Annotated in this window: 22 protein-coding genes; 15 read left to right on the top strand and 7 right to left on the bottom strand. The window is 65.0% G+C overall.

Annotated elements, in window-relative coordinates; all coding sequences use genetic code 11:
* Nucleotides 1-3: 3 nt before the first annotated feature.
* On the bottom strand, nucleotides 4-1,518 hold the full coding sequence (gene proS / locus KF857_02400; GenBank protein MBX3110834.1) for a proline--tRNA ligase: 1,515 nt from the start codon (nucleotides 1,516-1,518) through the stop codon (nucleotides 4-6).
* A gap of 167 nt (nucleotides 1,519-1,685) precedes the next feature.
* Between proS and KF857_02395 the strand changes: the two genes are divergently transcribed.
* Nucleotides 1,686-2,294: a hypothetical protein gene (locus KF857_02395; GenBank protein MBX3110833.1), complete on the top strand. Its 609-nt coding sequence runs from the start codon at nucleotides 1,686-1,688 to the stop codon at nucleotides 2,292-2,294.
* On the opposite strand, the gene KF857_02390 is transcribed toward KF857_02395, so the two are convergent.
* Together KF857_02390 and KF857_02385 are read right to left on the bottom strand one after the other, a co-directional pair.
* The gene (locus KF857_02390) at nucleotides 2,291-3,649 is read right to left on the bottom strand and encodes a hypothetical protein (GenBank protein ID MBX3110832.1); all 1,359 of its coding nucleotides are present in this window, start codon (nucleotides 3,647-3,649) and stop codon (nucleotides 2,291-2,293) included. The two genes, KF857_02395 and KF857_02390, sit on opposite strands and share 4 nt — an antisense overlap.
* A gap of 28 nt (nucleotides 3,650-3,677) precedes the next feature.
* Nucleotides 3,678-5,024, bottom strand: a complete 1,347-nt coding sequence (locus KF857_02385; protein ID MBX3110831.1) for a hypothetical protein — start codon at nucleotides 5,022-5,024, stop codon at nucleotides 3,678-3,680.
* Between the two features lie 87 nt (nucleotides 5,025-5,111).
* Here KF857_02385 and KF857_02380 point away from each other — a divergent pair, with 87 nt between their 5' ends.
* The 6 genes from KF857_02380 to KF857_02355 are packed head-to-tail and all read left to right on the top strand — an operon-like array spanning nucleotide 5,112 to nucleotide 10,966.
* On the top strand, nucleotides 5,112-6,131 hold the full coding sequence (locus KF857_02380) for a BMP family protein (GenBank protein MBX3110830.1): 1,020 nt from the start codon (nucleotides 5,112-5,114) through the stop codon (nucleotides 6,129-6,131).
* A gap of 1 nt (nucleotide 6,132) precedes the next feature.
* Complete coding sequence (locus KF857_02375; protein ID MBX3110829.1) at nucleotides 6,133-7,563, top strand: ATP-binding cassette domain-containing protein; 1,431 nt, start codon at nucleotides 6,133-6,135, stop codon at nucleotides 7,561-7,563.
* Nucleotides 7,560-8,573 carry an ABC transporter permease gene (locus tag KF857_02370; GenBank protein ID MBX3110828.1) on the top strand — a complete coding sequence of 338 codons (1,014 nt, stop codon included), beginning with the start codon at nucleotides 7,560-7,562 and terminating at the stop codon, nucleotides 8,571-8,573. The genes KF857_02375 and KF857_02370 overlap by 4 nt, the downstream gene beginning before the upstream one ends.
* Entirely contained in the window at nucleotides 8,570-9,439 is an 870-nt protein-coding gene (locus tag KF857_02365) for an ABC transporter permease (GenBank protein MBX3110827.1), read from the top strand. The genes KF857_02370 and KF857_02365 overlap by 4 nt, the downstream gene beginning before the upstream one ends.
* The gene (locus KF857_02360; protein MBX3110826.1) at nucleotides 9,436-10,263 is read left to right on the top strand and encodes a 6-carboxytetrahydropterin synthase; all 828 of its coding nucleotides are present in this window, start codon (nucleotides 9,436-9,438) and stop codon (nucleotides 10,261-10,263) included. Before KF857_02365 ends, KF857_02360 begins: the two co-directional genes overlap by 4 nt.
* Complete coding sequence (locus KF857_02355; protein ID MBX3110825.1) at nucleotides 10,256-10,966, top strand: SDR family NAD(P)-dependent oxidoreductase; 711 nt, start codon at nucleotides 10,256-10,258, stop codon at nucleotides 10,964-10,966. The genes KF857_02360 and KF857_02355 overlap by 8 nt, the downstream gene beginning before the upstream one ends.
* Before the next feature lie 10 nt (nucleotides 10,967-10,976).
* Here KF857_02355 and KF857_02350 read toward each other — a convergent pair whose 3' ends face one another.
* On the bottom strand, nucleotides 10,977-11,513 hold the full coding sequence (locus tag KF857_02350) for an HNH endonuclease (protein ID MBX3110824.1): 537 nt from the start codon (nucleotides 11,511-11,513) through the stop codon (nucleotides 10,977-10,979).
* Between the two features lie 326 nt (nucleotides 11,514-11,839).
* Here KF857_02350 and murA point away from each other — a divergent pair, with 326 nt between their 5' ends.
* The 6 genes from murA (at nucleotide 11,840) to KF857_02320 (ending at nucleotide 17,771) form a co-directional block, all read left to right on the top strand.
* Nucleotides 11,840-13,120, top strand: coding sequence for a UDP-N-acetylglucosamine 1-carboxyvinyltransferase (gene murA / locus KF857_02345; GenBank protein ID MBX3110823.1), 1,281 nt, complete (start codon nucleotides 11,840-11,842; stop codon nucleotides 13,118-13,120).
* Nucleotides 13,121-13,132: 12 nt separating this feature from the next.
* The gene (locus KF857_02340; protein MBX3110822.1) at nucleotides 13,133-14,143 is read left to right on the top strand and encodes a rod shape-determining protein; all 1,011 of its coding nucleotides are present in this window, start codon (nucleotides 13,133-13,135) and stop codon (nucleotides 14,141-14,143) included.
* On the top strand, nucleotides 14,140-14,649 hold the full coding sequence (locus KF857_02335) for a hypothetical protein (GenBank protein MBX3110821.1): 510 nt from the start codon (nucleotides 14,140-14,142) through the stop codon (nucleotides 14,647-14,649). The genes KF857_02340 and KF857_02335 overlap by 4 nt, the downstream gene beginning before the upstream one ends.
* A gap of 72 nt (nucleotides 14,650-14,721) precedes the next feature.
* The gene (locus tag KF857_02330) at nucleotides 14,722-15,699 is read left to right on the top strand and encodes an acetylxylan esterase (GenBank protein MBX3110820.1); all 978 of its coding nucleotides are present in this window, start codon (nucleotides 14,722-14,724) and stop codon (nucleotides 15,697-15,699) included.
* A gap of 30 nt (nucleotides 15,700-15,729) precedes the next feature.
* Nucleotides 15,730-16,920 (top strand): glycine C-acetyltransferase, encoded by a 1,191-nt coding sequence (locus KF857_02325; protein MBX3110819.1) that lies wholly within the window; start codon nucleotides 15,730-15,732, stop codon nucleotides 16,918-16,920.
* Nucleotides 16,917-17,771 carry a phosphotransferase gene (locus tag KF857_02320; protein MBX3110818.1) on the top strand — a complete coding sequence of 285 codons (855 nt, stop codon included), beginning with the start codon at nucleotides 16,917-16,919 and terminating at the stop codon, nucleotides 17,769-17,771. The genes KF857_02325 and KF857_02320 overlap by 4 nt, the downstream gene beginning before the upstream one ends.
* Before the next feature lie 294 nt (nucleotides 17,772-18,065).
* Here the strand turns inward: KF857_02320 and KF857_02315 are convergent, their stop codons facing one another.
* On the bottom strand, nucleotides 18,066-18,728 hold the full coding sequence (locus KF857_02315; GenBank protein MBX3110817.1) for a response regulator transcription factor: 663 nt from the start codon (nucleotides 18,726-18,728) through the stop codon (nucleotides 18,066-18,068).
* 48 nt (nucleotides 18,729-18,776) lie between these two features.
* On the opposite strand from KF857_02315, the gene KF857_02310 reads away from it, so the two are divergent.
* Nucleotides 18,777-19,721 (top strand): ABC transporter ATP-binding protein, encoded by a 945-nt coding sequence (locus KF857_02310; GenBank protein ID MBX3110816.1) that lies wholly within the window; start codon nucleotides 18,777-18,779, stop codon nucleotides 19,719-19,721.
* Here KF857_02310 and KF857_02305 read toward each other — a convergent pair.
* On the bottom strand, nucleotides 19,718-20,272 hold the full coding sequence (locus tag KF857_02305) for a TetR/AcrR family transcriptional regulator (GenBank protein MBX3110815.1): 555 nt from the start codon (nucleotides 20,270-20,272) through the stop codon (nucleotides 19,718-19,720). The two genes, KF857_02310 and KF857_02305, sit on opposite strands and share 4 nt — an antisense overlap.
* Nucleotides 20,273-20,351: 79 nt before the next feature.
* Between KF857_02305 and alr the strand changes: the two genes are divergently transcribed.
* The gene (gene alr, locus KF857_02300; GenBank protein ID MBX3110814.1) at nucleotides 20,352-21,464 is read left to right on the top strand and encodes an alanine racemase; all 1,113 of its coding nucleotides are present in this window, start codon (nucleotides 20,352-20,354) and stop codon (nucleotides 21,462-21,464) included.
* Here alr and KF857_02295 read toward each other — a convergent pair.
* Entirely contained in the window at nucleotides 21,461-22,666 is a 1,206-nt protein-coding gene (locus KF857_02295; protein ID MBX3110813.1) for a hypothetical protein, read from the bottom strand. The two genes, alr and KF857_02295, sit on opposite strands and share 4 nt — an antisense overlap.
* Nucleotides 22,667-22,673 lie beyond the last annotated feature (7 nt).

Raw genomic sequence — 22,673 nt, 5'->3', positions numbered from 1 at the left:
GGGTCAATAAGCCCGGGCAAACACGACGCGGCGCTGGCTCGGCTTGCCAGAATAGACGCACCGACCGGGTTCAAGGTCGGCAGGGTCGTGCGGTTCAAGTGGGATGCACCTGATCGTCGCCTTGGTGGCGGCCGAGACCGCGTCTTCCGTCTCTTGGGTGCCGTCCCAGTGGGCGAGCACGAATCCCACCCCACCGTCACCTTCGAAGACCTGCAGGAACTCGTCCCACGTGTCCACCCGGCGCGTGTTGGCCTGGGCCAGGGCTTTGGCCCGGTCGTAGAGGCCCGACTGCATCGCGTCGAGACCTTCGTGGACCTTGGCGACCAGTTCGCCCAACGCCACGGTCTGCTTGTCGCCGTCGTGACGGCGGGCCAGGACACATTGCCCGGCTTCCAGGTCGCGCGGGCCGATTTCGACTCTCAGGCAGACGCCGCGCATCTCCCAGTGGTTGAACTTGAATCCCGGAGACTCCTTCTCGCGCCCGTCCACGTGCACGCGGACTTTGTCGCCCATCCAGGTGCTCCCCTTGACCTCTTCGGCAAGAGTCCGCACCGCCTCGTCCACGGCGGCCCGCTCGTCGCCCCGGCCGATTGGGACGAACACGACTTGGATGGGGGCCAGTCGGGGCGGGCAGACGAAGCCCTTGTCGTCGGAATGGACCATGAGCATCGTGCCGACCAGCCTGGTAGAGACTCCCCACGACGTGGCATAGACGTGCTCCAACTTGCCTTCCGCGGTCTGAAAGGTGACGTCGAAGGCCTTCGCGAAGTTCTGGCCCAGGTTGTGGGACGTGCCCGCCTGGATGGCTCGTAGGTCTTGGGTCAGGGCTTCCAAGGTGTAGGTTGTGACCGCGCCAGGGAATTTCTCGCCGTCGCTCTTGGGGCCGACGATGACGGGGACGCACATCCACTCCTCGATGAACTTCTGGTAGCACTGATGCAGGATCAACCTGGCCTCGGCCTCGGCCTCGTCGAAGGTGGCGTGGGCCGTGTGGCCCTCTTGCCACAGGAACTCGGCGGTCCGCAGGAAGAGGCGCGGCCTCAACTCCCACCGCATGACGTTGGCCCATTGGTTGATGAGCAAGGGCAGGTCGCGGTAGCTCTGGATCCAGCCTTTGTAGGCGTTCCAGATGATCGTCTCGCTGGTGGGGCGGATGATCAGCTCCTCTTCCAGCTTGGCCTCGGGGTCGACGACGACTCCCTTGCCGTCGGGAGAGTTCATCAAGCGGTGGTGGGTGACCACCGCGCACTCCTTGGCAAAGCCTTCGACGTGCTCGGCTTCACGGCTGAGGAAGGACTTCGGGATGAGGAGGGGGAAGTAGGCGTTGACGTGGCCGTGGGCTTTGAAGAGGGCGTCTAAGGCACCCTGCATTCGCTCCCACACGGCGTACCCGTGCGGCTTGATGACCATACACCCGCGGACGACGGAGTTGTCGGCGAGGTCGGCCCGCTTGACGAGGTCGTTGTACCACTCGGCGTAGTTGTCAGCCCGCGCCGTGATCCCGAGTTCTTTGGCCACAGTCAGGTGATTCTGACATTGGAAAACTTATGCGTCCGGGTCGTGGCCATTCCGCATATTTACGAGTAAGATCGGATTCTCAGGTGTTTGCCATGCAAAAGTTCCACGTTGTTTTGTCAGCCCTCGCGTTGCTAGGAGCCACGGTCGGCCAAGCCCTCACGCTTGACATGACAAAGTTACCGACCCAGCAGGGGTGGTCCTACTTGGCGGCGGGCAACCGGGCCGGGCTTCAAGAGAGCCAGGTCTTTGACGCTTCTGGCGGTGCCTTGCACCAGAAACTGACCGGCACCGCCTACGGCGGGTCGGGCTACGTCCTGTATTCGCGGGCACATCCGATGCCGGACTCAGACTTCGTTTTGGAGGCGGTCGCCCAAATCTCCGCCGAAGAACGCATGTCGAACGTGAGTCCCTACGGGCTCTCCTTCGGTGTGGTCACCCACTACGGCTACGCCTTGATCGGGATCGCAAGCGACCGGTGGGCGCTCTATAACCAGAACGCCGTGGCGTTCAACGGATTCGACACCCACACCTACCGGCTGGTCGGCCACCAGGCGACCAAGACGGTCGATTTCTGGATCGACGGCGTCGAGCAGGTGAAGGACTTCGCCATGCCGCAGATTGATTCGGACCTCGGGCTTTTCTTTGCCGACGCGACCGGTTACACCAACACAGACGCCTCGTTGCTGAGCTACTCGGTCAACGCGGTCCCCGAGCCGGCCACGAGTTTGCTGGTCCTCGGTGTGGTGCCGTTCCTGCGCCGTCGCAAGAAAGCCTAGTTCTCGACGTTGACCTTGGTGGTCACCTGTTCCACACGTTTGCCGTCTTGGTACGCCTCGACGGTGAACGTGTGCGGGCCGTTGGCAAGTGCCCGGGTTTCGACATCGACTTCCCATCCGTCACTCTGGACGGGTTTGCCGTCGACCAAGAACTTCAACTTGACCGTGCCCCACTTGTCGCGGGCGTAGGCAGACAGCTTGACGACCCCACCGACGGCTTCACCGTCGCGGAGGGTCATCGGCTTCTCCGGAATGGCAAGCGGCGGCCCGCCGTCGACCGGTGAAAACTTGTTGCTGGGCACCTCGGCCGAACCCAGGAAGTAGGGAGAGGACACCACCTCCCGGTACGTCTTGAGCACGTCCGGGTCTTGCGTCACCGCATAGTTGTTGTTCTTGCGGTGGGCCAGTTCTATGGCGTTACTGTCAAAGTAGTTGATGCACTTCACCCGGGGGTACTTCCGGGGAAGCGCCTGGTAAAGACCACGGATGACCCGCTGGGCGAACTGCACTTGGGGCCGGTCCTCGGCCATCGAATAGTGGGTCGCCCCATATTCACCGATCATGAAGGGCTTCCGGGTGCCGAAGCTGCTGTAGACATAGTCCAGCATCTCCGTCGGATGGATGAACATGGCGGGCTGCCGCTTGTCTTGGTTGAAGTAGGTGACCGAGTAAATGTTGACGCCCACCCAGTCGACCGCCTCGTCTCCCGGATAGAAGCTGGCGATATTGGCCTGGGGCATGGTGAACGGGCACCAGACCATCGCGACATTGGGGGCCCTCTCGTGCATGACGCGGGACACGAGCCGGAACTTCTCGCGGAAGGCCTTGGCGTTCTTGCCGTACTCCGTCCAGGCCCCGTTCATCTCGCTACCGAAGCGCAGGAAGACCGGAGCCTTTGACCGCTTGATGTCGTCGGCCAGCCGGCGCAGATAGGCGTCGTCTTTGACCGGGTCCAGGCCGTCGTTGGGTTCTAGGGCGATGTGGACGATCTTGCCCTTCTTGCCCAGGATGGTCACCCAGTCAAGCGGGATGTCCTTGCCGTAGCCCAGGTAGAAGAAGTAGCTGGCGTGGCTCTTGCCCGTGAGAGCCTCGAACTCCTCGGGGAGTTTGTGGACCTTGTCGGTGTCGTCGATGTAGGTCTTTTTGAGGCGTGAGTCGAGGTCGATGTAGGCGCCGATATAGCAGCCGACCCGTGGCTCGAGTTTCGCGCCGAAGTAATTGGCTTGGATCTCACGTTCGGTCGGCTGTCGGTCGATGTAAAGGCCGAGTTGGAGGCCGGGCCCTGGGGGTGCGCTGGCGAAGGCCGCCCCACCCAACAGGGCGACGAACGCGGTGCACAGTCGGGAGCGGCGCATCGAACCTTTTTTATACCTGGGCCGGGGACTAGACGTCCGCCGCCGCCAATGCGGCGTTCATCGCCTCTCGTGCTTTGAGCCGTTGCCAGCGCGAGGCCAAGAAGGCCGTCTCGACGGCGAGAGCCAAGGTCAGGGCGACGGACGCGTTGACCACGCCGGGCCATCGGAGCCTGACTCCGACTTCAAGCATGGCAAAGAGGACGGCGACATCGACAATGATCGCCCAGAAGCGGCTGGCCGTGTCGTGCTTGGCCGTGAGGGCGGCCCGGACGTACGAGATCCACGCGCTGACAATGGGGAGGGCGACACAAAGGGCGAAGGCCAACGACGCTGAGGCGGCGACGGTGGCCTCAGCGTCGAAGCCGACGCGGAAAATGAACCGGTCGAGCCCCGTGACGACAGCGATGAGCATGACGCCGGAGCAGACCAGGCCGACTGTCGTGCTGAACTTGAACAGCATCGCCGCGTTGTGGCCGCCTTCGAACTGGCTGATGATCATCTCCGGCAGGGCAAAGAGGACGGTGCGGAAGAGCCAGACCGTCGAGGCGGCCAATTGCCAGGCGGCCAGCGAGACCACCGCGTCCATGCCACGGCTGAGTGCCGCCGTCACGACCAACGACATGCTCATGATGATGAGCATCGTGCCAAAGAGGGGGAGGTGGAAGTGCAACACCGACGACAGTGTCGGGGCGTCCACGCCGTCGTCGGGCGCATCGGTGTAGGTCGCGACCACGCGTCGGCTCGCCCAGCGGATGTAGCCTGCCTCGACGGCGACGCTGGCGACCAGACCCCAGGCGACCACGACGAGACCGGGCAACTTGGTGAGGAGGGTCAGCCCCGCGCCGCAGACCACGACGGTCGCCATGCGGAGGAACGTGCCGAAGCCGATCCGCTTGGTCTCTCCGTTGCGGATCATGAGCCCCTGCAGGTAGCGACGCTGGCCGACGAAGCCGGCCCACGGCGTCATGATCATCATAGGGACGTGGGCGGTCCGCGCGATCTCCGGCTCCAGCTTCAGAGCGCCGAGCGTCAGGATGTCGTACAGCGGGGTGAAGACCACCAAAGCGTGGACCAGGGTCACGAGCAAGCACAGGAGCCCGGCGTACTGCTTGAGGACTGGAAAGGCCGACTTCTTGGCCCCGAGGGTCGTCGACGTGGTGAGGAGGTCGATGACCGGGCTCTCGATCAGCATGCACATCGCCATCAGCGGCATGTACGACGCCGTCGTGAGGGTGGGGTCAGGATGGCGCGAGAGGATGAAGTTGGAGACGGGCGCCTCGACCGCCATGAACAGCCACGACGCGGCAAGGGGGAAGTAGATCGCCCAGGCTTGGCGCGCCGTGACGGTCCGTGGCGCAGGAACCGTGTCGTTCACGTGGACAGACTTTTACCTCTGGCTTGCCGTCGTCCATGGGTATCCACTGGCAGAAAGGCGTAGTCTCCGACGTAGAATGCGGTTGAGATGACTCGAACGTTGTTGTCGTTCGCCACGGTGGCGCTGTTCTTGGCCGGATGTTCCGGCGGGACGCAGAAACCGGACGCGGCCTTGCCGTCGCCAGAAACCAAGAAAGTCGCGGCAGTCCAAGGGACGCTCAAGGTCGCGTTGCTGACGCCGGGCCCGGTCAGCGACTCGGGATGGAGCGCCCTGGCCTACGACGGCCTCCAGGCGATCAAGACCGACCTCCACGCCGAAGTGCACAACCAGGAGGCCAAGGACGCCCAGATCAAGGACGCGATGCGTTCGTACGCTCAAAAGGGCTACAACCTCGTCTTCGGGCACGGGTACGAGTACAACGACCCTGCCATCGAAGTGGCCAAGGAGTTTCCCAACACGGTTTTCATCAGCAGTTCAGGCGGCAAGACGGCCGCCAACGTCGGGGCGTTCCGGTTCGCCCTAGAAGAGGGCTTCTACCTCGCCGGGGTGACGGCGGCGAAGATGAGCAAGACCAAAAAGCTCGCGATGATCGGTGGCCCCGACGTGCCGTCGATCCGGTCCACGTTCAAGGCGTTTGAGGCCGGGGCCAAGGCGACCGATCCCAGCGTCCAAGTGATCGAGACGTTCACCAACGACGGGCAGGACGTCGCCAAGGCAAAGCAGGCGACTCTTGCGGCGATCGGGCAAGGCGCTGACTTTGTGATCCACCAGGCCAACGCGGCGGCCCAGGGTGTCTTCGACGCCTGCAAGGAGAAAGGGGTCTACGCCTTCGGGTCCAACCTGGACCAAAACGACAACCCGAGCGGGATCGTCCTTGCCTCGGCCGAGATCGTCGCGAAGCCTGCCTTCGAAGAACTCGCCAAGCGGGTCCAGGCGGGCACCTATCAAGGCGAAGTGACCACGGTGGGGATGTCGAAGGGAGCCGTCCGGTTCACGTTCAACCCCAAGCTGGCCGACAAGGTGCCGCCCGAGGTCCGGAGCCAGATCGACTCCTTGACGATCGGCATCATCCAAGGGTCGGTCAAAGTCCCGATGGACCAGTTCTGACGTGGTGGGGGGCCAGGCCGAACGGCTGGAGGCACGGGGCGTCAGCAAGGCGTTCGGCTCCGTCCGCGCCTTGGTCGATGTCGATTTAGCCTTCGAGCCTGGTCAGGTCCATGCGGTCTTGGGTGAGAACGGCGCGGGCAAGTCCACTCTGATGGGGGTCTTGGCCGGGTTTGTGAAGCTCGACCATGGGGCCGTCTTTTATGGTGACCGGGCCCTGCCAGGCGGTGACCCCGTCGCCGCACGGCAGTCGGGGATCCACCTGGTCCACCAGCACTTCATGCTGGTGCCCGAGTTCACCGCCCGCGAGAACATCGCTCTGGCGACAATGGGCAGTTTGAACGGACGCCTCGACACCGACGCCTTGGTCGAGGGTGCCGTCGCGTGGGCCGGCCGCCTGGGTTGGGAACTACCCCTGGACGACAAGGCGTCGCAGACCGCCGTCGGCGTGCAGCAACGGATCGAGATTCTCAAAGCCTTGGCCCAAGACTCCCGCGTGCTCGTGTTGGACGAGCCCACTGCCGTGCTCTCCCCTGACGAAGTCGCCGACCTCTTCCGGGTCTTGCGGCAGTTGGCGGCAGAGGGCAGGGCGGTGGTTCTGATCGCCCACAAGCTCGCCGAGGTGCTCTCGGTGGCAGACCGCGTGGCCGTGTTGAGGTCGGGCCGCAAGGTGGCGGAGGCGGACGCCAAGGACGTCGACGCGGCCCAGCTGGAGCGGTGGATGGTCGGCGAGCGGCCGCCGGCGACCCTCGTGGCGGGTTCGGGACCGGGAATGACCGTCCTGTCCGGCCAGGGTCTGGTCGTCACCGGCGACCGGGGCAATCGGGCGGTCGACGGTGTCGACCTGACGTGCCGCGCCGGCGAGGTGCTCGGGATCGGAGGTGTCGACGGCAACGGCCAGTTAGAGTTGGCCGAGGCTTTGGCCGGGGTGCGTGACCTTGCCGGTGGCCACTTGGACCGGCCCGACCGGACCGGCTTCGTCCCCCAAGACCGGCGGCATGACGGCTTGGCCCTCGATCTCTCGGTCGAAGACAACCTCGTGGTGGGCATGCTCGCCGACCCTCGGCTGACCCGCGGCCCGTTCTTGGACCGGCGACAGGCGCGGGCGACGGCCAAGGGTCTGGTCGAAAAGTTTGCCGTCAAGGTCGCATCACCCCGCGACCCGGCGGGGAGCTTGAGCGGGGGGAACCAGCAGAAGGTCGTGGTCAGCAGGGTGCTGAGCCAACGGCCCGACCTTCTCGTTGTGATGAACCCCACCAGGGGCCTCGATGTGCGGGCGACAGACTTCGTCCACACGGTTATTCGACAGGCTGCCGCGGACGGGGCGGCGGTCGTCCTCTTCACCACCGACCTTGACGAGTTGGACCTGCTCGCCGACCGCAAGGTCTACATGTCGGCGGGGCGGTTCTCGGCGTCGGTCGGAGGCGGGGCGTGAAGTTCCTGGTCTCCGCGGTCGGCATGGTCGCCATCCTTGCCCTGACCTTGGCCGCTTTCGGCCTCGACGTCCCTCGCTCTCTGGGGCTCATCGCCGAGGGCGCCTTCAACCCGAACTACGGGTGGCCGACGACCCTGACCCGGGCGACGCCGCTCTGCCTGACCGCCCTCGGCATGGCGGTGGCGTGGCGGGCGGGCATGTACAACATCGGAGGGGAAGGACAGTATCTGGTCGGGGCCTTGGCGGCGGCCGGGGCGGCCGTCCTGCTTGCCCCCGTGGCGGCGCCGGTCTGGGCGCCGGTGATGCTGTGCAGCGGCGTCGTGGGCGGCGCGGGGTGGGCGTCACTGGCGACCTGGGCGTGGCTTAAGCGCGGAGTCCAGTTGGTCGTCTCGACAATCTTGCTCAACTTTGTCGCCGTGGAGGCCGTGGCGTGGGCCGTCCGGGGGCCGCTCCAGGAGCCCAGCCACCAACGGCCGATGACGGCGGCCGTCCCGAACGACGCGATGCTGCTCCAACTTGTGAGGGGGACAAGCCTGCACAGCGGCGTCTTCGTCGCCGCCTTGGCCGTCGTGGGGGTCTGGGTCTACATGTCCTTCACGAAGCAGGGGCTCGTCCTGCGGGTGGTCGGGGCCAACCCACGGCTGGCGCGTACCGAGCGCCTGCCCGTGGACCGGACCCATGCGGTGGCCATGGCCGTCTCCGGCGGACTGTGCGGCCTGGCCGGGGCGGTCGACTTTGCCGGAGTCACCGGGCGGCTCGGCGACGGTTTCTCGCAGAACTGGGGTTTCCTCGCCATCCCGGTCGCCCTCCTCGGTGGCCTTGAGCCGTTGTGGGTCGCGGTTTCGGCCTTGTATTTCGGGGTGCTGTTCGCCGGCACGGAAAACCTGACCCGCTACACGCCGATCGGTAACACCGTCGTCGTGGTGGTCCAGGCGACCGCCGTGCTCGCCTTCCTGGCCCTTGGGCAGTTGATGGCCCGGCGTCCAAGGCGGGTGGAGGAGACGGCATGATCGGCACCTTGGTCGACGTGCTCCGGTTTGCGACGCCGATCGGCCTGGCCGCGACTGGCGAGACGGTCGGGCAGAAGGCAGGGGTCATCAACGTCGGCTTGGAGGGGATGATGCTGGCGGGCACCTATGCCGCCGTCGTCGCCAGCGGGGCCTCCGGGAACCCGTGGCTGGGCCTCGCCGCAGGAGTGGCGGCATCGGTGGTCCTCGGCCTGGCCCAGGCCTACTTCACCCTGAAGCTCGCCGCGGACCAAGTGGTGGTCGGGACGGTGGTGAACCTGCTCGCCATGGGCGTGACCAGTGCCTTGTTCCGGCTCCAGTTCGGGACGTCGGGCAAGCTCCTGAGCGTGCCGACCTTCCCAAAACTGCCCGGCGGGCTCGACATCGTGCTCGTCCTCGGCTTGGTCGCGGCGGCGGTCGCGGGAGTCGTCTTGACGCGCACCCGGATTGGCCTGGCTTTGCGGGCGTGCGGCGAGTTTCCCCAAGCCGTGACGGCGGCAGGGTTCTCCGTGATGCGGCTGAGGCTTGCCGCATTGGTCATGGGAGCCGTGACGGCAGGCGTCGCGGGGGCGTATCTGAGCTTGGGGATCGCCGGTTCGTTCGCCGAGAACATGACTTCGGGCCGGGGGTTCATCGCTTTGGCCATGGTCACGTTCGGTCGGTGGAAGCCCCTCTGGGTCGCGGCGGCGACGGTCTTCGTCGGCGCGGCGGACTGGGCGCAGTTCAGCGCCTTCGCCCAAGGCTCGGCGATGCCTCCCCAGGCGTGGCGCGCCCTGCCGTATGTCTTGGCCTTCGTCGTCTTGGTCGTCGCCGGCCGTGGCGCCGGCGCACCGGCCAGCCTGGGTGTGCCGATGCGGGAGGAAGCATGAGCCGCCTGGTGACGATGTCGCGCCGCGTCACCTTCAGCGCGGGCCATCGGTATTGGCGAGACGACCTTTCGGCAGACGAAAACCGTGCCCTCTTCGGCCGCTGGGCGTCACCCTATAACCACGGGCACAACTACGTCTTGTGGGTGAGGGCCCGTGGGCCCGTCGACCCGACGACCGGTATGGTCGTCAACATCAAGTGGATCGACGACGTGCTCCAGGAGCGGGTCGTCCGTGCACTCGACCAAAGGAGCCTGAACGACGAAGTCCCGGCATTGGCCGGGGTGTCACCCAGCTTGGAGAACTTGATGGCGTACCTGCGCCGTACCCTGGGCGACCTACCGGGAGGTGCCGAGCTGACGGGGCTCCGGCTGGACGAAACCGAAGACTTGCGGGCCGAGTGGACCGCACCGAGCGACATGCTGACCCTGACACGCACCTATGAGTTTGCCGCTGCCCACCGGCTTCACGCCGACGGCCTGTCCGAAGAGGAGAACGTCCGTCTGTACGGAAAGTGCCACCACGCCGCCGGGCATGGGCACAACTATGTCCTCGAGGTCAGTGTCGCTGGTGTGCCCGACCCGTCCAGCGGGATGGTCTGCCGATTGGAGGACCTCGACGCTGTTGTAGAAGAATTGGTTATCAGTAAGTATGACCATAAAAACCTGGATGTAGACATCGAGGCGCTCCGGGGACGGCCGTCCACCAGCGAGAACGTCGCCTCGGCCATATTCGACGCGCTGGTGGGCAAGGTGCCGGCCAAGTTGGTGAAGGTGACCCTCTTTGAGACGGCCCGGAACGCCTTCGAGGTGGCAGCAGGTGAGTAGCCGTGTCGTCATCACCGGGGCGACCGGCGGGATCGGTCGCGAAGCGGCTCTGGCCCTGGCCAAAGACGGCCACTCCCTGGTGCTTGTCTCACGAAGACTGGACCGCCTGGTCGAGCTGGCCCAGGACTGCCTGCGCGCCGGGGCGCGGTCGGCGGACGCCGCCGCCCTCGACTTGGCCGACCGGGCGACCGGGCCACGCGTCGCCGACCACGTGCAGGCCCTGGGGGCCGGCGACATCGTCTTGGTCAACGTGGCCGGGGTCGCCGCGTTCGGCCCGTTCCACGAGCTCTCCATTGACGAACACTTGCGGCAAATCGAGGTGAACTTGGTCGGCCTGGTTTCGGTGACCCACGCCCTGCTACCCCAAATGCTGGAGTCGGGGGGCGGGCAGATCATCAACGTCCTCAGCATCGCCGCACAGACCACGTTCCCTCATTCGGAGGCCTATTCGGCCAGCAAGGCAGGGGCCCACGCGTTTGGAAAGTCGCTTTCGGCCAGCTATCGTTCGCAGGGGCTCCGGGTCACGTCGCTGTTCCCGGGCGCGACGGACACGCCGCTTTGGGACACCCAAGCCGGCTCACCGCCGCGCGAGGACATGCTGACGGCGCAGTCAGTCGGGCAGGTGGTCCGCGACCTTGTCAAACTCCCACGCGACCGAGTTGTGGACGAGATGACGATCACGCCCCCCAAGGGCGTCCTGTAGCGAAGGCCGTTCAGTTGACGACGGTCTTGGTGAACTCGTCGAAGACGGGCAGATAGAACTGCCAATCGTCGCGTTGCATGGCCCGGATGTACTTTTGCAAGGACAGGTAGGGCACGTAGTGCGGTCGTTTGGGAGTCGTCCTCAGCTTCATGTTGGCGGCCTGCACCGTCTTGTCGCCCTTCTTGAGGTTACACCGGCGGCAACAGGCGACGAGGTTTTCCCATGTGCAGGGGCCGCCCATCCATCGGGGGACGACGTGGTCGATCGTGAGGTCTCGGGTCGACCCGCAGTACTGGCAGGTGAAGTTGTCCCGGGCGAGAACGGAATGGCGCGACAGGCGCAACTTGGGGATCGGCCGGCGGACGTGGTAGCGCATTTTGACCACCGACGGCACCTTGAGGGCGCCTTCGCTGGTGCGCAGGGCCCGCTCCGAGCCCTCGATCACTTCGGCTTTGCCGAGGAGCACCAGACTGACGGCCCGCCGGATGTTGCAGACGTTGAGGGGCTCGTAGTTGGCGTTCAAGAGGAGGACGTCATACGGGGTCATCGACACCTCCCTGGACCGCCAAAAAAAGGCCTGCATGCCTTGGCACGCAGACCCTTCCCGCCCTCATTGCTGACGCCGCATATGAGGGTGTCTCCTTGCTCGACCACGACTCGCGCGGCCTCTGTCAGGGGACCCTTTTGAGCCATCTCCTTGCACTATACGACGCTTGGGCCGGGCAAAAGGAATCAGTTGGTTGGTCTCAGACGAAAAACTGTCGCTTTCGACTGTCGATGCCCGTTATGACACCGGGCATCGACAGGGATTTGAATCTCCGGTAGAATGGCCAGATCGGCGGAGTCCGCCGGGCCCACGGACGGGACAACCAAATGGACGTTTTAAAGATCATTGGAGGGCGCCCCTTGCGGGGCGACGTGCAGGTGCCGGGTAGCAAAAATGCCGCCTTGGCACTGTTGTCGTCAGTGTTTTTGAGCAGCGGCAAGATCACTTTGCGGAGCGCACCGCAGATTTCGGACGTCGATATCAAGCTCAATTTGATCGCAGGCTACGGCACTGGGATCGAGCGTGACGGGAAAGACATCTTCCTCGACTGCTCCGACATCCGGGCCTACGAGCCGTCGGAGGCAATGGTGCGTCCGATCCGGACGTCCTTCTACCTCTTGGGCCCGATCTTGGCCCGGGTCGGCCATGCCGTCCTGCCCATGCCGGGGGGATGCCGCATCGGTGCGCGCCCGGTCGACCTTCACCTCAAGGGGCTCCACGCCCTGGGTGCCGAGGTCGAACTGCGCAACGGGTGCTACATCGGCCGGGCGCCGAAACTCACCGGCGCGGAGATCTACCTGGACTTTCCCAGCGCCGGCGCGACCCAGCACTTGATGGCCACCGCGACGTTGGCCGAAGGCGTCACGACGATCGAGAACGCCGCCATGGAGCCCGAGGTGGTCTCCCTTGCCGACTTCCTCGTCCGCATGGGGGCCCGAATCGAGGGTGCCGGCACCTCCACGATCACGATCCGTGGCGTGAAGGAACTGGGCGACGCCGACTTCCTGGTGCCGTCAGACCGCGTCCAAGCCTCGACCTACCTCTTGGCCGGCGCGATCACCGGGGGCGACGTGACCGTCCGTGGCGTGTTGCCCGAATGTCAGGCCGCCCTTGTGCATAAGTTGCGCGAAGCGGGGGTCGACGGTGACGAAGGGCCGGATTGGGTGCGTGTGTCGGGCCGGGCCAGACCGAACGGAATCCGCGTCAAGACGATGCCTTACCCTGGGTTTCCGACCGACATCCAGCAGCCGATGGCGGCGTTGCTCACCATGGCCGACGGGCCGAGCGTGGTCGAGGAGACCATCTATGAGTCCCGTACCGGCCACGTCAACGAGCTGAACCGCATGGGGGCGAAGATGCGCATCGAGGGGAAGTCGGTGGTCATCAACGGAGTCAACGGCTTGAGCGGGGCGACCGTGGAGGCCAGCGACCTGCGCGCCGGGGCGGCCTTGGTCTTGGCCGGGCTTGCCGCCGAGGGCGAGACGGTCGTCAAGAACGTCCACTACATTGACCGTGGATATGAAGACCTTGAGGCGACCTTGGTGTCGTTGGGTGGGGACATCGAGCGTGTGGGCGAGTCCCGCGGCCTTGAGGCCACCCTGGTCTAGGATCAACTTGACTTGAAACTCGTCGCCGCCATCGGGATCGACCTCGGGACCGCCAACATCATCGTATACCGGCGCGGCAAGGGCATCGTGCTCAGCGAGCCGACCGTCGTGGCCATTGCCAATAACACAAAAAAGGTGTTGGCAGTCGGCCGGGCCGCCCGCGAGATGCTGGGGCGCACCCCGGGACACATCACCGCGATCAAGCCGATGCGCGACGGGGTCATCGCCGAGTACACCGTCACCGAACGGATGCTGGAGTTCATCCGCAAGCAGACGATCGGCCATCAGATCGTCAAGCCGTTCGCGTTGATTTGCGTCCCCAGCGGGGTCACCAATGTGGAGCGCCGGGCAGTCATCAAGGCGGCCAAAGAGGCCGGGTTCGGCCGGGCGGAGGTCATCGAGGAGCCGATGGCGGCGGCGATCGGGGCGGGTCTGCCGATCAGCCAACCCGGCGGCAACATGGTCGTCGACATCGGCGGCGGCACCACCGACATCGCCGTCATCTCGATGGGAGGCATCGTCCTTTCCCAGAGCCTGAGGGTGGGTGGGGACAAGATGGACGAGGCGATCGTCCGGCACGTCCGGCATGTCTACAACCTTTCCATCGGCGACCCGACTGCCGAGGACGTGAAGATCAAGATCGGTTCGGCCTACCCGATGGACCAGGAGCTCCGGATGTCGATCCGGGGGCGCGACCTGATCGCCGGCCTGCCGAGGACCGTCGAGGTTTCCAGTGACGAGATCCGCGAGGCGTTGACCGAGCCGGTGCGCGCCATCGCCGAAAAACTCTGTGCCGCCCTCGAAATGACTCCGCCCGAATTGTCCAGCGACATCATCGAACGCGGGATCACCCTGACCGGAGGTGGCGCGTTGTTGCGTGGACTAGACAAACTTTTGGCGTCCGTCACAGAGATCCCCGTACGAGTGGCCGACAACGCGATGCATGCGGTGGCGATCGGCACCGGACGGGCGCTTGACGAGATGGACGCCATTGTCGCAAGTGGAGCGGTGACCCCCGTATGAGACGCAACCTTGCCGTAGTCGTCGCGTTGGCCTTGCCCATCGGCTTGTTGGCCCAAACTCCCAGGCCGTCGCCCCCGCTCCGTGAGGGAGACATGTGGGCGGCGTTCTCCAAGTACGAAACGGGGCTCGCCAAGATCGTCGGCGCCCCCACACCTGCCTCGACCCGGCTGAGCAACAAGGTGGCCACCCGTGCCCAAGTCTTGGCCGAGATGGAGAGGGTCTTCGCCGAGTGCAAACCGAAGTTCCGGTTCACGCCGCGACCGCTCAAGGTTTATCAAGATTCGATCGACAAGTACAACACCGACCCGAAGGTGCGGCAGAGCCTCGCCAAGATGGTCCGGTGGGGCTGTGTCGCGACGGTCGGGCCCCTGGTGACCGGGCCTGGAGAAGGGATGACGGCGCGCGAGTTCGGCGACGCCCTCGGATTCTTCATGCTCCGCATGATCGAGCTGACCCACCAGCCCGACCCCAAGTGGACGCCGAAGCTCCAATCGATCGACGGTTGACCTCTGGCCCAGACGGCCCGAGAGGGCTCACCAGCGTGCAACCCAAAATGTGATATCATCGTGATATCACATATGACTCTCATCGGAGCACTCTTGTTGGCGACGACCCCGCTGGTCTTGGACTACACCTCGCGCGAGGTCCATTTTAAGGGATACAAGGACTTTGAACTTGTCGGCACGTACCTGGCCCCCAAGGGCAAGACGGCCGGACCCGCCGTCATGCTCGTCGCGGGGAGCGGCCCGACGGACCGAAATGGTGACTCCGGCCCCCTGAAAATCGGGACTCTGAGGGAGATCGCCGAGGGCATGGCCGCTCGCGGCATCGCCACCCTTCGCTACGACAAGCGGTCTGTGGCGGCGACATACCGGGCCAAGTTTCCGGCCAAGCTCAGCGACTACGAGGACTTCTTCAGCTTTGAAGCGTTCACCGGCGACGCGGAAGGCGGGATGGCATGGTTGCGGTCCCAGCCTGAGGTCGACCCCACGCGGACAGCCGTACTGGGACACAGCGAGGGAGGCCTGATCGCCCTGGCGATCGCGGGCCGGGTCAAGCCCAAGGGCCTGATCCTGGTCGCCACGGCGGGCCGCGACCTGGGTGTCGTCGTGGAGGAGCAGATCGGCCAAGGGTTCTCCGCCCAGTTCACGCCGAAGGACACTCTGGCGAAACTGGTCTCCGACACCAAGCGTGCGGTGGCGTCGGTCCGCAATGGTTCGCCCGTCCCTCAGGACATCCATCCCGCCCTCAAGGCGGTGTTCCCCAGCTATGCGGCCCGGCTCCTGCACTCGGAAATGACGATCAACCCCGTCGACCTGGCCAAAGAGTTCCACGGACCGGCCCTGCTCGTCCAAGGGGACAAGGACGTGCAGATATCGGTCGACCGGGACCTGCCCCTGCTCCGCTCCGCGCTACCCCATGCCGACGTCATGGTCGTCAAGGGCGGCACGCACTGCCTCAAGGTTTGGAAGGACGCGAAGGACCCGGGGTTTGGCGGCCCTGTCGTCCCCGGCACCGTCGGCCAGATGGCCGACTGGGCGTCCAAGAACCTGTGACAGGCCCTGCGACGGACTAAACTGTCGGGCATGAACGCCCGCCTGCAAAACTGGTTGGCCGAGCAGATCGGACAACTGAAGGACCAACACCTCTACAAGGTGCCCCGCATCCTGGAGACGCCGGCGGGCGGGCGGGTGACGATGGACCACAAGGAGGTCGTCAATCTCGCCAGCAACAACTACCTTGGGCTGGCCAACCATCCCAAGGTCGTCGCCGCGGCCCACGAGGCCCTGGACAAGTGGGGGGTCGGAGCCGGCGCGGTGCGGTGGATCGGCGGGACGATGGAGGTCCACGACGAACTGGAAGAGCGCCTGGCGAAGTTCAAGAAGGTGGAGGCGGTGCTGGTGTTCACCAGCGGGTTCACCGCCAACAGCGGTTGTATCCCCGCCGTGCTGACCAAGGACGACGTCGTCATCAGTGACGAACTCAACCACGCCTCGATCATCGACGGTGTCCGGTTGTCGCCGGCGGCCTATAAGAAGAGCGAAGGGTGGGTCTATGGCCACAAGGACATGGGCCACCTGGAAGACTGCTTGTCCCGGGCCCAAGGCTTTGGCAAGCGGATGGTGATCACCGACGGCGTCTTCAGCATGGACGGCGACATCGCCCCGCTCCCTGCGATCGTCGAGTTGTGCGAGAAGTACGACGCCTTCCTCATGGTGGACGACGCGCATGCGAGCGGGGTACTGGGCAAGAACGGCGCGGGAACCGCGTCGCACTTTGACCTCTACGGCCGGGTCGACATCCAGTTGGGCACCTTGAGCAAGGCCCTCGGCGTGGTCGGCGGGTACATCGCCGGTTCGGCCGTCCTGAAAGACTGGCTGATCAACCGCGGCCGGCCGTACCTCTTCAGCACCGCCCATCCGCCAATGGTCGCCGCCGCCTTGGTCGCGGCCCTCGACGTCATGGAGAACGACCCGACCCCGATGACGCGCCTGTGGGACAACACCCGGCGGTGGAAGGCGATGCTGCAGGAGGCAGGGTTCGACACCATGGGAAGCGAGACGCCGATCACACCGGTCTACGTGGGTGACGAGGCCAAGGCGCAAGCGATGGAAAAGGCCCTCTTCGAGGAAGGGGTCTACGCGCTGGCGATCCTGTATCCCACCGTCGCCCGGGGCAAGTCGCGGATCCGCACGATGCCCAGCGCCGCCCACACCGAGGAGGACCTCGAGTTCGCCTTGGGGGCGTTCAAGCGGGCCCGCGACAAAGTCTCGTGAGGTTTGCCAGTCCCGAGGGCTGGGACGACGTCGGGTCGTGGGAAAGGGCAGTCGACGATCTGGCCCGCCTCGCGTCTGAGTGGGGTCTGGACATCGTGGGGCAGTTGCCCGGGGCGACCTGCTCGCTGGTCGCCGATGTCCGGCGACATGGTGCCCGGGCCGTCCTGAAGATCACCTTGGCGGAAGAGGAGCGGGTCTGCGGCGTGCCCACCGCGGTCGCCCACGCGGGGCACGGCGGCATCCCTGTTTGGGAACATGACGAAGCGGCCGGCGCGCTTTTGATGCCCTTTGCCGTCGGTCCGACCCTTGATAGGTACGACGCCACGGACGACGAGCAACTGTCGGTCCAGGCTGGTGTCGCGCTCCGGCTCCAGGGTTCGCCCGGCACGGCGGTCTGGCCCATGGAACGCTGGTTCGAGCTCCTAGGTGCCCAGGGGCCCGACCGTGCGCCGCTTGACCCCGGGCAGGTACGGCGCGCCCGGGCGATGTTCGAGGAGTTGGAGGCGACGACGACCCGGCGTACCCTGGTCCATGGCGACCTCCACCACTTCAACATCGTCCGGCATGACGGCGAGTGGGTGGCGATCGACCCGAAAGGGATGTGGTGCGACCCGTCGGTCGAACCGGCCGCCTATCTGCGCAACATCGTCCACCGCCTGCCGACCGGTGACGCCCTCGTCGAACTGACCAGCCGCAGGCTGCGCTTGTTCGCCGACCAACTGGGCGAACCGTGGGACCGGGTGTGGGGCTGGGCCTTCGTCGTCGCGGTGGTCTCGGTGCTGTGGGCGTCGGACGGGTTCTTGGCGCCTTGGACGGAACTGGTCCGGGCCCTCGAACGTCTGGAACCTTGACAACAAAAAAATGGCCGGGGTTTGCCCGGCCACAGTGTCTTTGCTTATGTTGCGGTCGCATCCTCGGCGGCGTGTGCCTTCCGGGACGCTTGGTTCAGCGTTATCGCCATCAGGTTCAAACGCAATCATGCCGCGGGAGTTCAGTCCCGCGGCATGTTTTTTTGTCCAAGCAACAGATTGAGGATCCAAGTCACCGTAAAGGAACACCTTCTCGCCATAAAGCGGCAAAGAGAGTTGTCAGTCCAGGTGACCCTTGTCGTCTCTATTCTTCGGAAGGCCAGTCGCCTGGCCCGGTCAGTTTCCCTGGACTAACCTCGCGCGGACGGCTTTCATCGCCGCCTCGGTCCGGGAGTTGACCTGCAACGCCTTGAGGATGTTGGAGACGTGGTTCTTGACCGTCTTCTCGGCGATGCTGAGGTGGTTGGCGATCTCCTTGTTGCGCATGCCCTTGGCGATCAGCTCGAGGATTTCGGTCTCGCGGTCGCTGAGGACGTAGAGCTCGGTGTCGTCGGTCTCCTCGTCGTCTTTGACCCGCCGGAAGTCCTCGATGACCTTGGTGGCGATGCGCGGTGTGATTTTGGCCTCGCTCCGATGGGCCAAGCGGATCGCCTCGATGACCTCTTGCGGTGTGCTGGTCTTGAGCAGGTAGCCCAAGGCACCGGCGCGGAACGACTCGAAAACGGTCTCGTCGTCCTCGTTGATGGTCAGGACGACGACCTTGACGTCCTTTTCCTTCTTCAGCAGGCGCGACATGAGCTCGATGCCGCCCATGCGCGGCATGTTGATGTCGGTGAGCAAGACGTCGGGCGGGTCGTTCAGGCAGACTTCAAGCGCCTCTTGGCCGTCTTTGCACGCGGCAAGCAACTGGCACTCAGGCATGAGCGTCAGAGACCTCTGCACCGCATTGCGGTAGGCCTGTTCGTCGTCGGCGATCACGAGCCGTATGGACGAGGACATAGTCCGGCTATGTTACCTTCGCGGGCCTGCCGGGGCATAATCTTGCCTATGGCGACCCTGGAGGTCCGAGGCTTGCACGTGCGGGTCGGTGACGTGCACATCCTGCGTGGCGTCAATCTGTCGGTTGACAAGGGCAAGACCCTCGGCGTCGTCGGTGAGTCAGGTTGCGGCAAGTCGATGACCGGGCTGGCCGTGATGGGCATGTTACCAAGGGCCGCGACCGTCGAAGGCTCGGTGACGCTGGAGGGTAGGGAACTGCTCACCCTGGACCGCAAGGAATGGCTTGGCATCCGGGGCCAAGAGATCTCGATGGTGATGCAGGACCCGTTCACCAGCCTGAACCCCGTCATGCAGGTGGGCTGGCAGATCGCCGAGGTCTTCACCCTCCACCAGGGGCTTTCCAAGAAGGCGGCATGGGACAAGGCGGTCGAGATGCTGGGGAAGGTCGGAGTCCCGGCCCCGGCCGAGTCGGCGCGGAAGTACCCCCACCAGATGAGCGGCGGCCAGCGGCAACGGGTCGTGATCGCCATCGCCTTTGCCTCCACTCCCAAGGTGCTGGTGGCCGACGAACCGACCACCGCCCTCGACGTCACCCTCCAGGCGCAAATCCTGCGCCTGCTCAAGCAGATGCAGGAGGAGACGGGCACGGCTGTCGTCCTTATTTCCCACGACATCGGCGTCATCGGCAGCCTGGCCGACGACATCGCCGTCTTCTATGCGGGCCGGGTCGTCGAGTCTGGCCCGGCCGAGTCGGTGCTACGGGGAGCGAGACACCCGTACACCCAAGCCTTGCTCAGGTCTGTGCCCCAAGTCGGGGCCGACCGGCTGGAGGTCATTGACGGACAGCCACCGAACCTGGCCAAGCTCACCGGAGGGTGCGCCTTCGCCCCGCGGTGCCCGCATCGGTTCGGACAATGCGACCAAGACCCTCAAGCCACGGTCGACGGCGGCCACCGCGTGGAGTGCTGGCTTGCGTCGCCCCAGGCGGTCTAGCCGCCGAACATCGAGGCGTAGATCTCGTCGACCTTGTCTTTCGCCGAAAATTTGCCGTCCAGCAGGTGGCTGGTGAGCATGAGACCGAAGAACGTCGCGGCGAGGAGCTCGCCGTCGGCATAGGGGGTGTCCTTCTTGAGTTTGGTCGTGCGGGCTAGGTCAACCAAGAGTCCGGACCACTCTGACCATATGGCGGAGTTCTTCTTACGCAGGGCCGCGTCCGCGATGCTTGCGACATAGAGACCGGCAAGCACCTTGGCGAAGCGGCTGGACTTCCGGCAATACGCTTCGGCCAGGGCCAACTCGGCCTCGACTTTGTCGGCAGGTTTGTCCGCCCCCACGTGGAACTTGGCTCGGTCCCGTTTCAGTTGATCGAGGGTGAACTCGGCGATCCCTGCCAGCAAGTCTTCTCGATGGGGGAAGTAGTAGTGCACTGTGGCGTGGTTGATGCCCAGTTCGGCGGCGACGTTCCGGGCCGTCAGGGATTCCAGCCCTTGCACCCCCATGAGGTCGTAGGCCGCCTTGAGAATGTCGGGCCGACGGGTCTTCATAGTCCTATTTTAACCGTCTGGTGGGCGAATCGTCAGGGTAGGGCCGACAAAAGCGGCGTGATGCCGCCAAAATACAGGTGTGGACCCGTACCCGCGCACTTGGGCCGTGGTGGACCTCCGCGTGCTTCGCGGCAACCTCGCCTACGTCCGCTCCCAGCTTGGGGCGGGTGGGGCGCAAATCGCGCTGGTGGCCAAGGCCGACGCCTATGGCCATGGATTGCTGCCGGTGTGCCGGTTCGCCGTCGCCCATGGTGCGGACGCCGTCGCTGTCGCCACCGTCCAAGAAGGCGTCTCGCTCCGTGAGGCCGGGGTCGAGTGCCCCGTCATGGTGATGTCGCCGATCTTGCCGGTGGACTGCGAGCAGGCCGTGTTCTACAACCTTGACGTCTTTGTTGAGAATGTCGCGCTGGCCAAGGCGATGGACGTCGCCGCGGCACGCCAGACCCGGGAGGCGCGGGTCCATCTCAAGGTGGACACCGGGCTGCACCGGTTTGGTTGTGCCCCGAAAGACGCCTCGACGATCGCCCACGAGATCGACGGCTTCACCAACTGTCGCCTTGTCGGGCTGTGCCAACACTTCAGTGACAGTTCGTCAGACGAACAGTCGACGGCCAAGCAACTTTGGATATTTGACCAAGCCCATAAGGAGTGCCGCGCCCGGTCGGTGAAGTTTGAACACGTGCACATGGCCAACAGCGGGGCGGCCCTCAAATACCCGGCGAGCCGTGGGACGATGGTGCGGATCGGTGTCCTGGCCTACGGGGTCGATCCGTTCGGGCTGACCAACGGCGCGGTGACACCGGCCATGTCCTGGTTTGGTCGGGTGACCAGCCTCCGGATGGTTCCGGCGGGCGCCAAGCTCGGCTACGCCGGGACGTTCACCACAACCCGCCAGACAGTGGTCGCGACGGTGGGTGTCGGCTATGGCGACGGCTACCAGCGCCATCTGAGCAACAAAGGGTTCGTCGCCCTGAACGGACAGCGGGCGGCAGTCATCGGCCTGGTGTGCATGGACCAACTCCTCGTCGACGCCACCGGAATCCAAAACCTTGCCGTGGGTTCTGTTGCAGAACTCTTGGGGCCGAACGTTTCGGCATCCGAACTGGCATCGCTGGCCGGCACCAACGCCCATGAAATCCTGACCGGGATCACGGCGCGGGTGCCGAGACGGTACGTCTATCCCGAGAACTAGGCCTTCATCGGGAGGACACTGGCGTCAAAGACCCAGGGGTGGGTCTTGATCGCACCGACTGCCTCCAGGCTCGGGGCCTTATCAAGGCCGATCTGGGCGATGGCCGCTTGTGCGCCGCCCAGCACGATGTTTTCCATTTCTTGGACGTTGACGCCCTCGTCCTTCAGGACGCCCAAAACGTGGGCGAGAACGCCGACCCGGTCCTGGTGTCGGACGACCAGGAGGTGGGTGGCCACCTCACCCTTGCTGACGTTGACGACGTTGGGGACGATACCGGTCGTCTTGTACTCGGCGACGATGCGCACCGTCTCGGCGGCGACCGCTTCCTGGGCTTGCTCGGTGCTCGCACCGATATGGTGGGTGCAGTAGACCCCCTTGGCGGTGAGGAGGGGCCCGTCATAGGTGCCCTCTGCGCCCGCCGGTTCACCCTCGAAGACGTCTAGTCCCGCCCGGAGACGGCCACTTGCGGTGTGGCGGAGCAGGGCGGCCTGGTCGACGACTTCGGCCCTGCTGGTGTTGATCAGGGTCGCCCCGTCCTTCATAGCACTCAGAAACTCGTCGTTGACGACGCCCTTGGTCTCGGGGCTGAGTGAAACGTGGACCGACACGACGTCCGCCTGCGAGGCGAGGTCCTTCATGTTGGACGCCCGGGCGATCCCGAGGGCGGCGGCGGCGACCGGGGTCATCCACCGGCTGTAGGCGATGACGGTCATGCCGAACGCCTTGGCCCGGGGCACCATCTCCTGGGCGATCTGGCCCATGCCGACCAAGCCGAGAGTCTGGCCGTAGAGCCCCCGTGCCTTGCTGTAAGCCTTCTTGTTCCACTTGCCCGCCCGTAGGTCGGCGACATTGTCCGGAATCTGTCGGTCGCACGCGACCATGAGGCCAAAGGCGAGTTCGGCGACGGCGATACTGTTCTTGCCCGGGCAGTTGGCGACGTAGACGCCGCGCTGGCTGGCCGCGTCCACGTCGATCGTGTTGTATCCGGCCCCGGCACGGACGATCAAACTGAGCTTGCCCGCGTCGACCACATCCTTCGGCACCTTGGTCGACCGGACGATGAGGACGTCGCAGCCCGTGCTCGCGACGGCGTCGCGGAGAGTGTCCCCGTTTAGGTCTGGCTGGGAGTCGACCTCACAACCGATGGCCTTCAGGCCGTCAAGGCCCGACTTCTCAAGTTTGTCGGCGACGAGGACTTTCATCGCTGCG

This window comes from Fimbriimonadaceae bacterium (assembly GCA_019638795.1).
In the GTDB taxonomy this organism is placed as follows: domain Bacteria; phylum Armatimonadota; class Fimbriimonadia; order Fimbriimonadales; family Fimbriimonadaceae; genus JAHBTB01.
The sequence above is the reverse complement of the archived record's forward strand: the minus strand, read 5'-3'. Positions and strand labels throughout refer to the sequence as shown.

Bases quoted from the DNA above. Each gene is read 5' to 3' on its own strand.
- KF857_02395 (MBX3110833.1), top strand. From the start codon at position 1,686: ATGACAAAGTTACCGACCCAGCAGGGGTGGTCCTACTTGGCGGCGGGC.
- KF857_02390 (MBX3110832.1), bottom strand. From the start codon at position 3,649: ATGCGCCGCTCCCGACTGTGCACCGCGTTCGTCGCCCTGTTGGGTGGG.
- KF857_02380 (MBX3110830.1), top strand. From the start codon at position 5,112: ATGACTCGAACGTTGTTGTCGTTCGCCACGGTGGCGCTGTTCTTGGCC.
- KF857_02365 (MBX3110827.1), top strand. From the start codon at position 8,570: ATGATCGGCACCTTGGTCGACGTGCTCCGGTTTGCGACGCCGATCGGC.
- KF857_02360 (MBX3110826.1), top strand. From the start codon at position 9,436: ATGAGCCGCCTGGTGACGATGTCGCGCCGCGTCACCTTCAGCGCGGGC.
- KF857_02350 (MBX3110824.1), bottom strand. From the start codon at position 11,513: ATGACCCCGTATGACGTCCTCCTCTTGAACGCCAACTACGAGCCCCTC.
- murA (MBX3110823.1), top strand. From the start codon at position 11,840: ATGGACGTTTTAAAGATCATTGGAGGGCGCCCCTTGCGGGGCGACGTG.
- KF857_02335 (MBX3110821.1), top strand. From the start codon at position 14,140: ATGAGACGCAACCTTGCCGTAGTCGTCGCGTTGGCCTTGCCCATCGGC.
- KF857_02330 (MBX3110820.1), top strand. From the start codon at position 14,722: ATGACTCTCATCGGAGCACTCTTGTTGGCGACGACCCCGCTGGTCTTG.
- KF857_02325 (MBX3110819.1), top strand. From the start codon at position 15,730: ATGAACGCCCGCCTGCAAAACTGGTTGGCCGAGCAGATCGGACAACTG.
- KF857_02315 (MBX3110817.1), bottom strand. From the start codon at position 18,728: ATGTCCTCGTCCATACGGCTCGTGATCGCCGACGACGAACAGGCCTAC.
- KF857_02310 (MBX3110816.1), top strand. From the start codon at position 18,777: ATGGCGACCCTGGAGGTCCGAGGCTTGCACGTGCGGGTCGGTGACGTG.
- KF857_02305 (MBX3110815.1), bottom strand. From the start codon at position 20,272: ATGAAGACCCGTCGGCCCGACATTCTCAAGGCGGCCTACGACCTCATG.
- KF857_02295 (MBX3110813.1), bottom strand. From the start codon at position 22,666: ATGAAAGTCCTCGTCGCCGACAAACTTGAGAAGTCGGGCCTTGACGGC.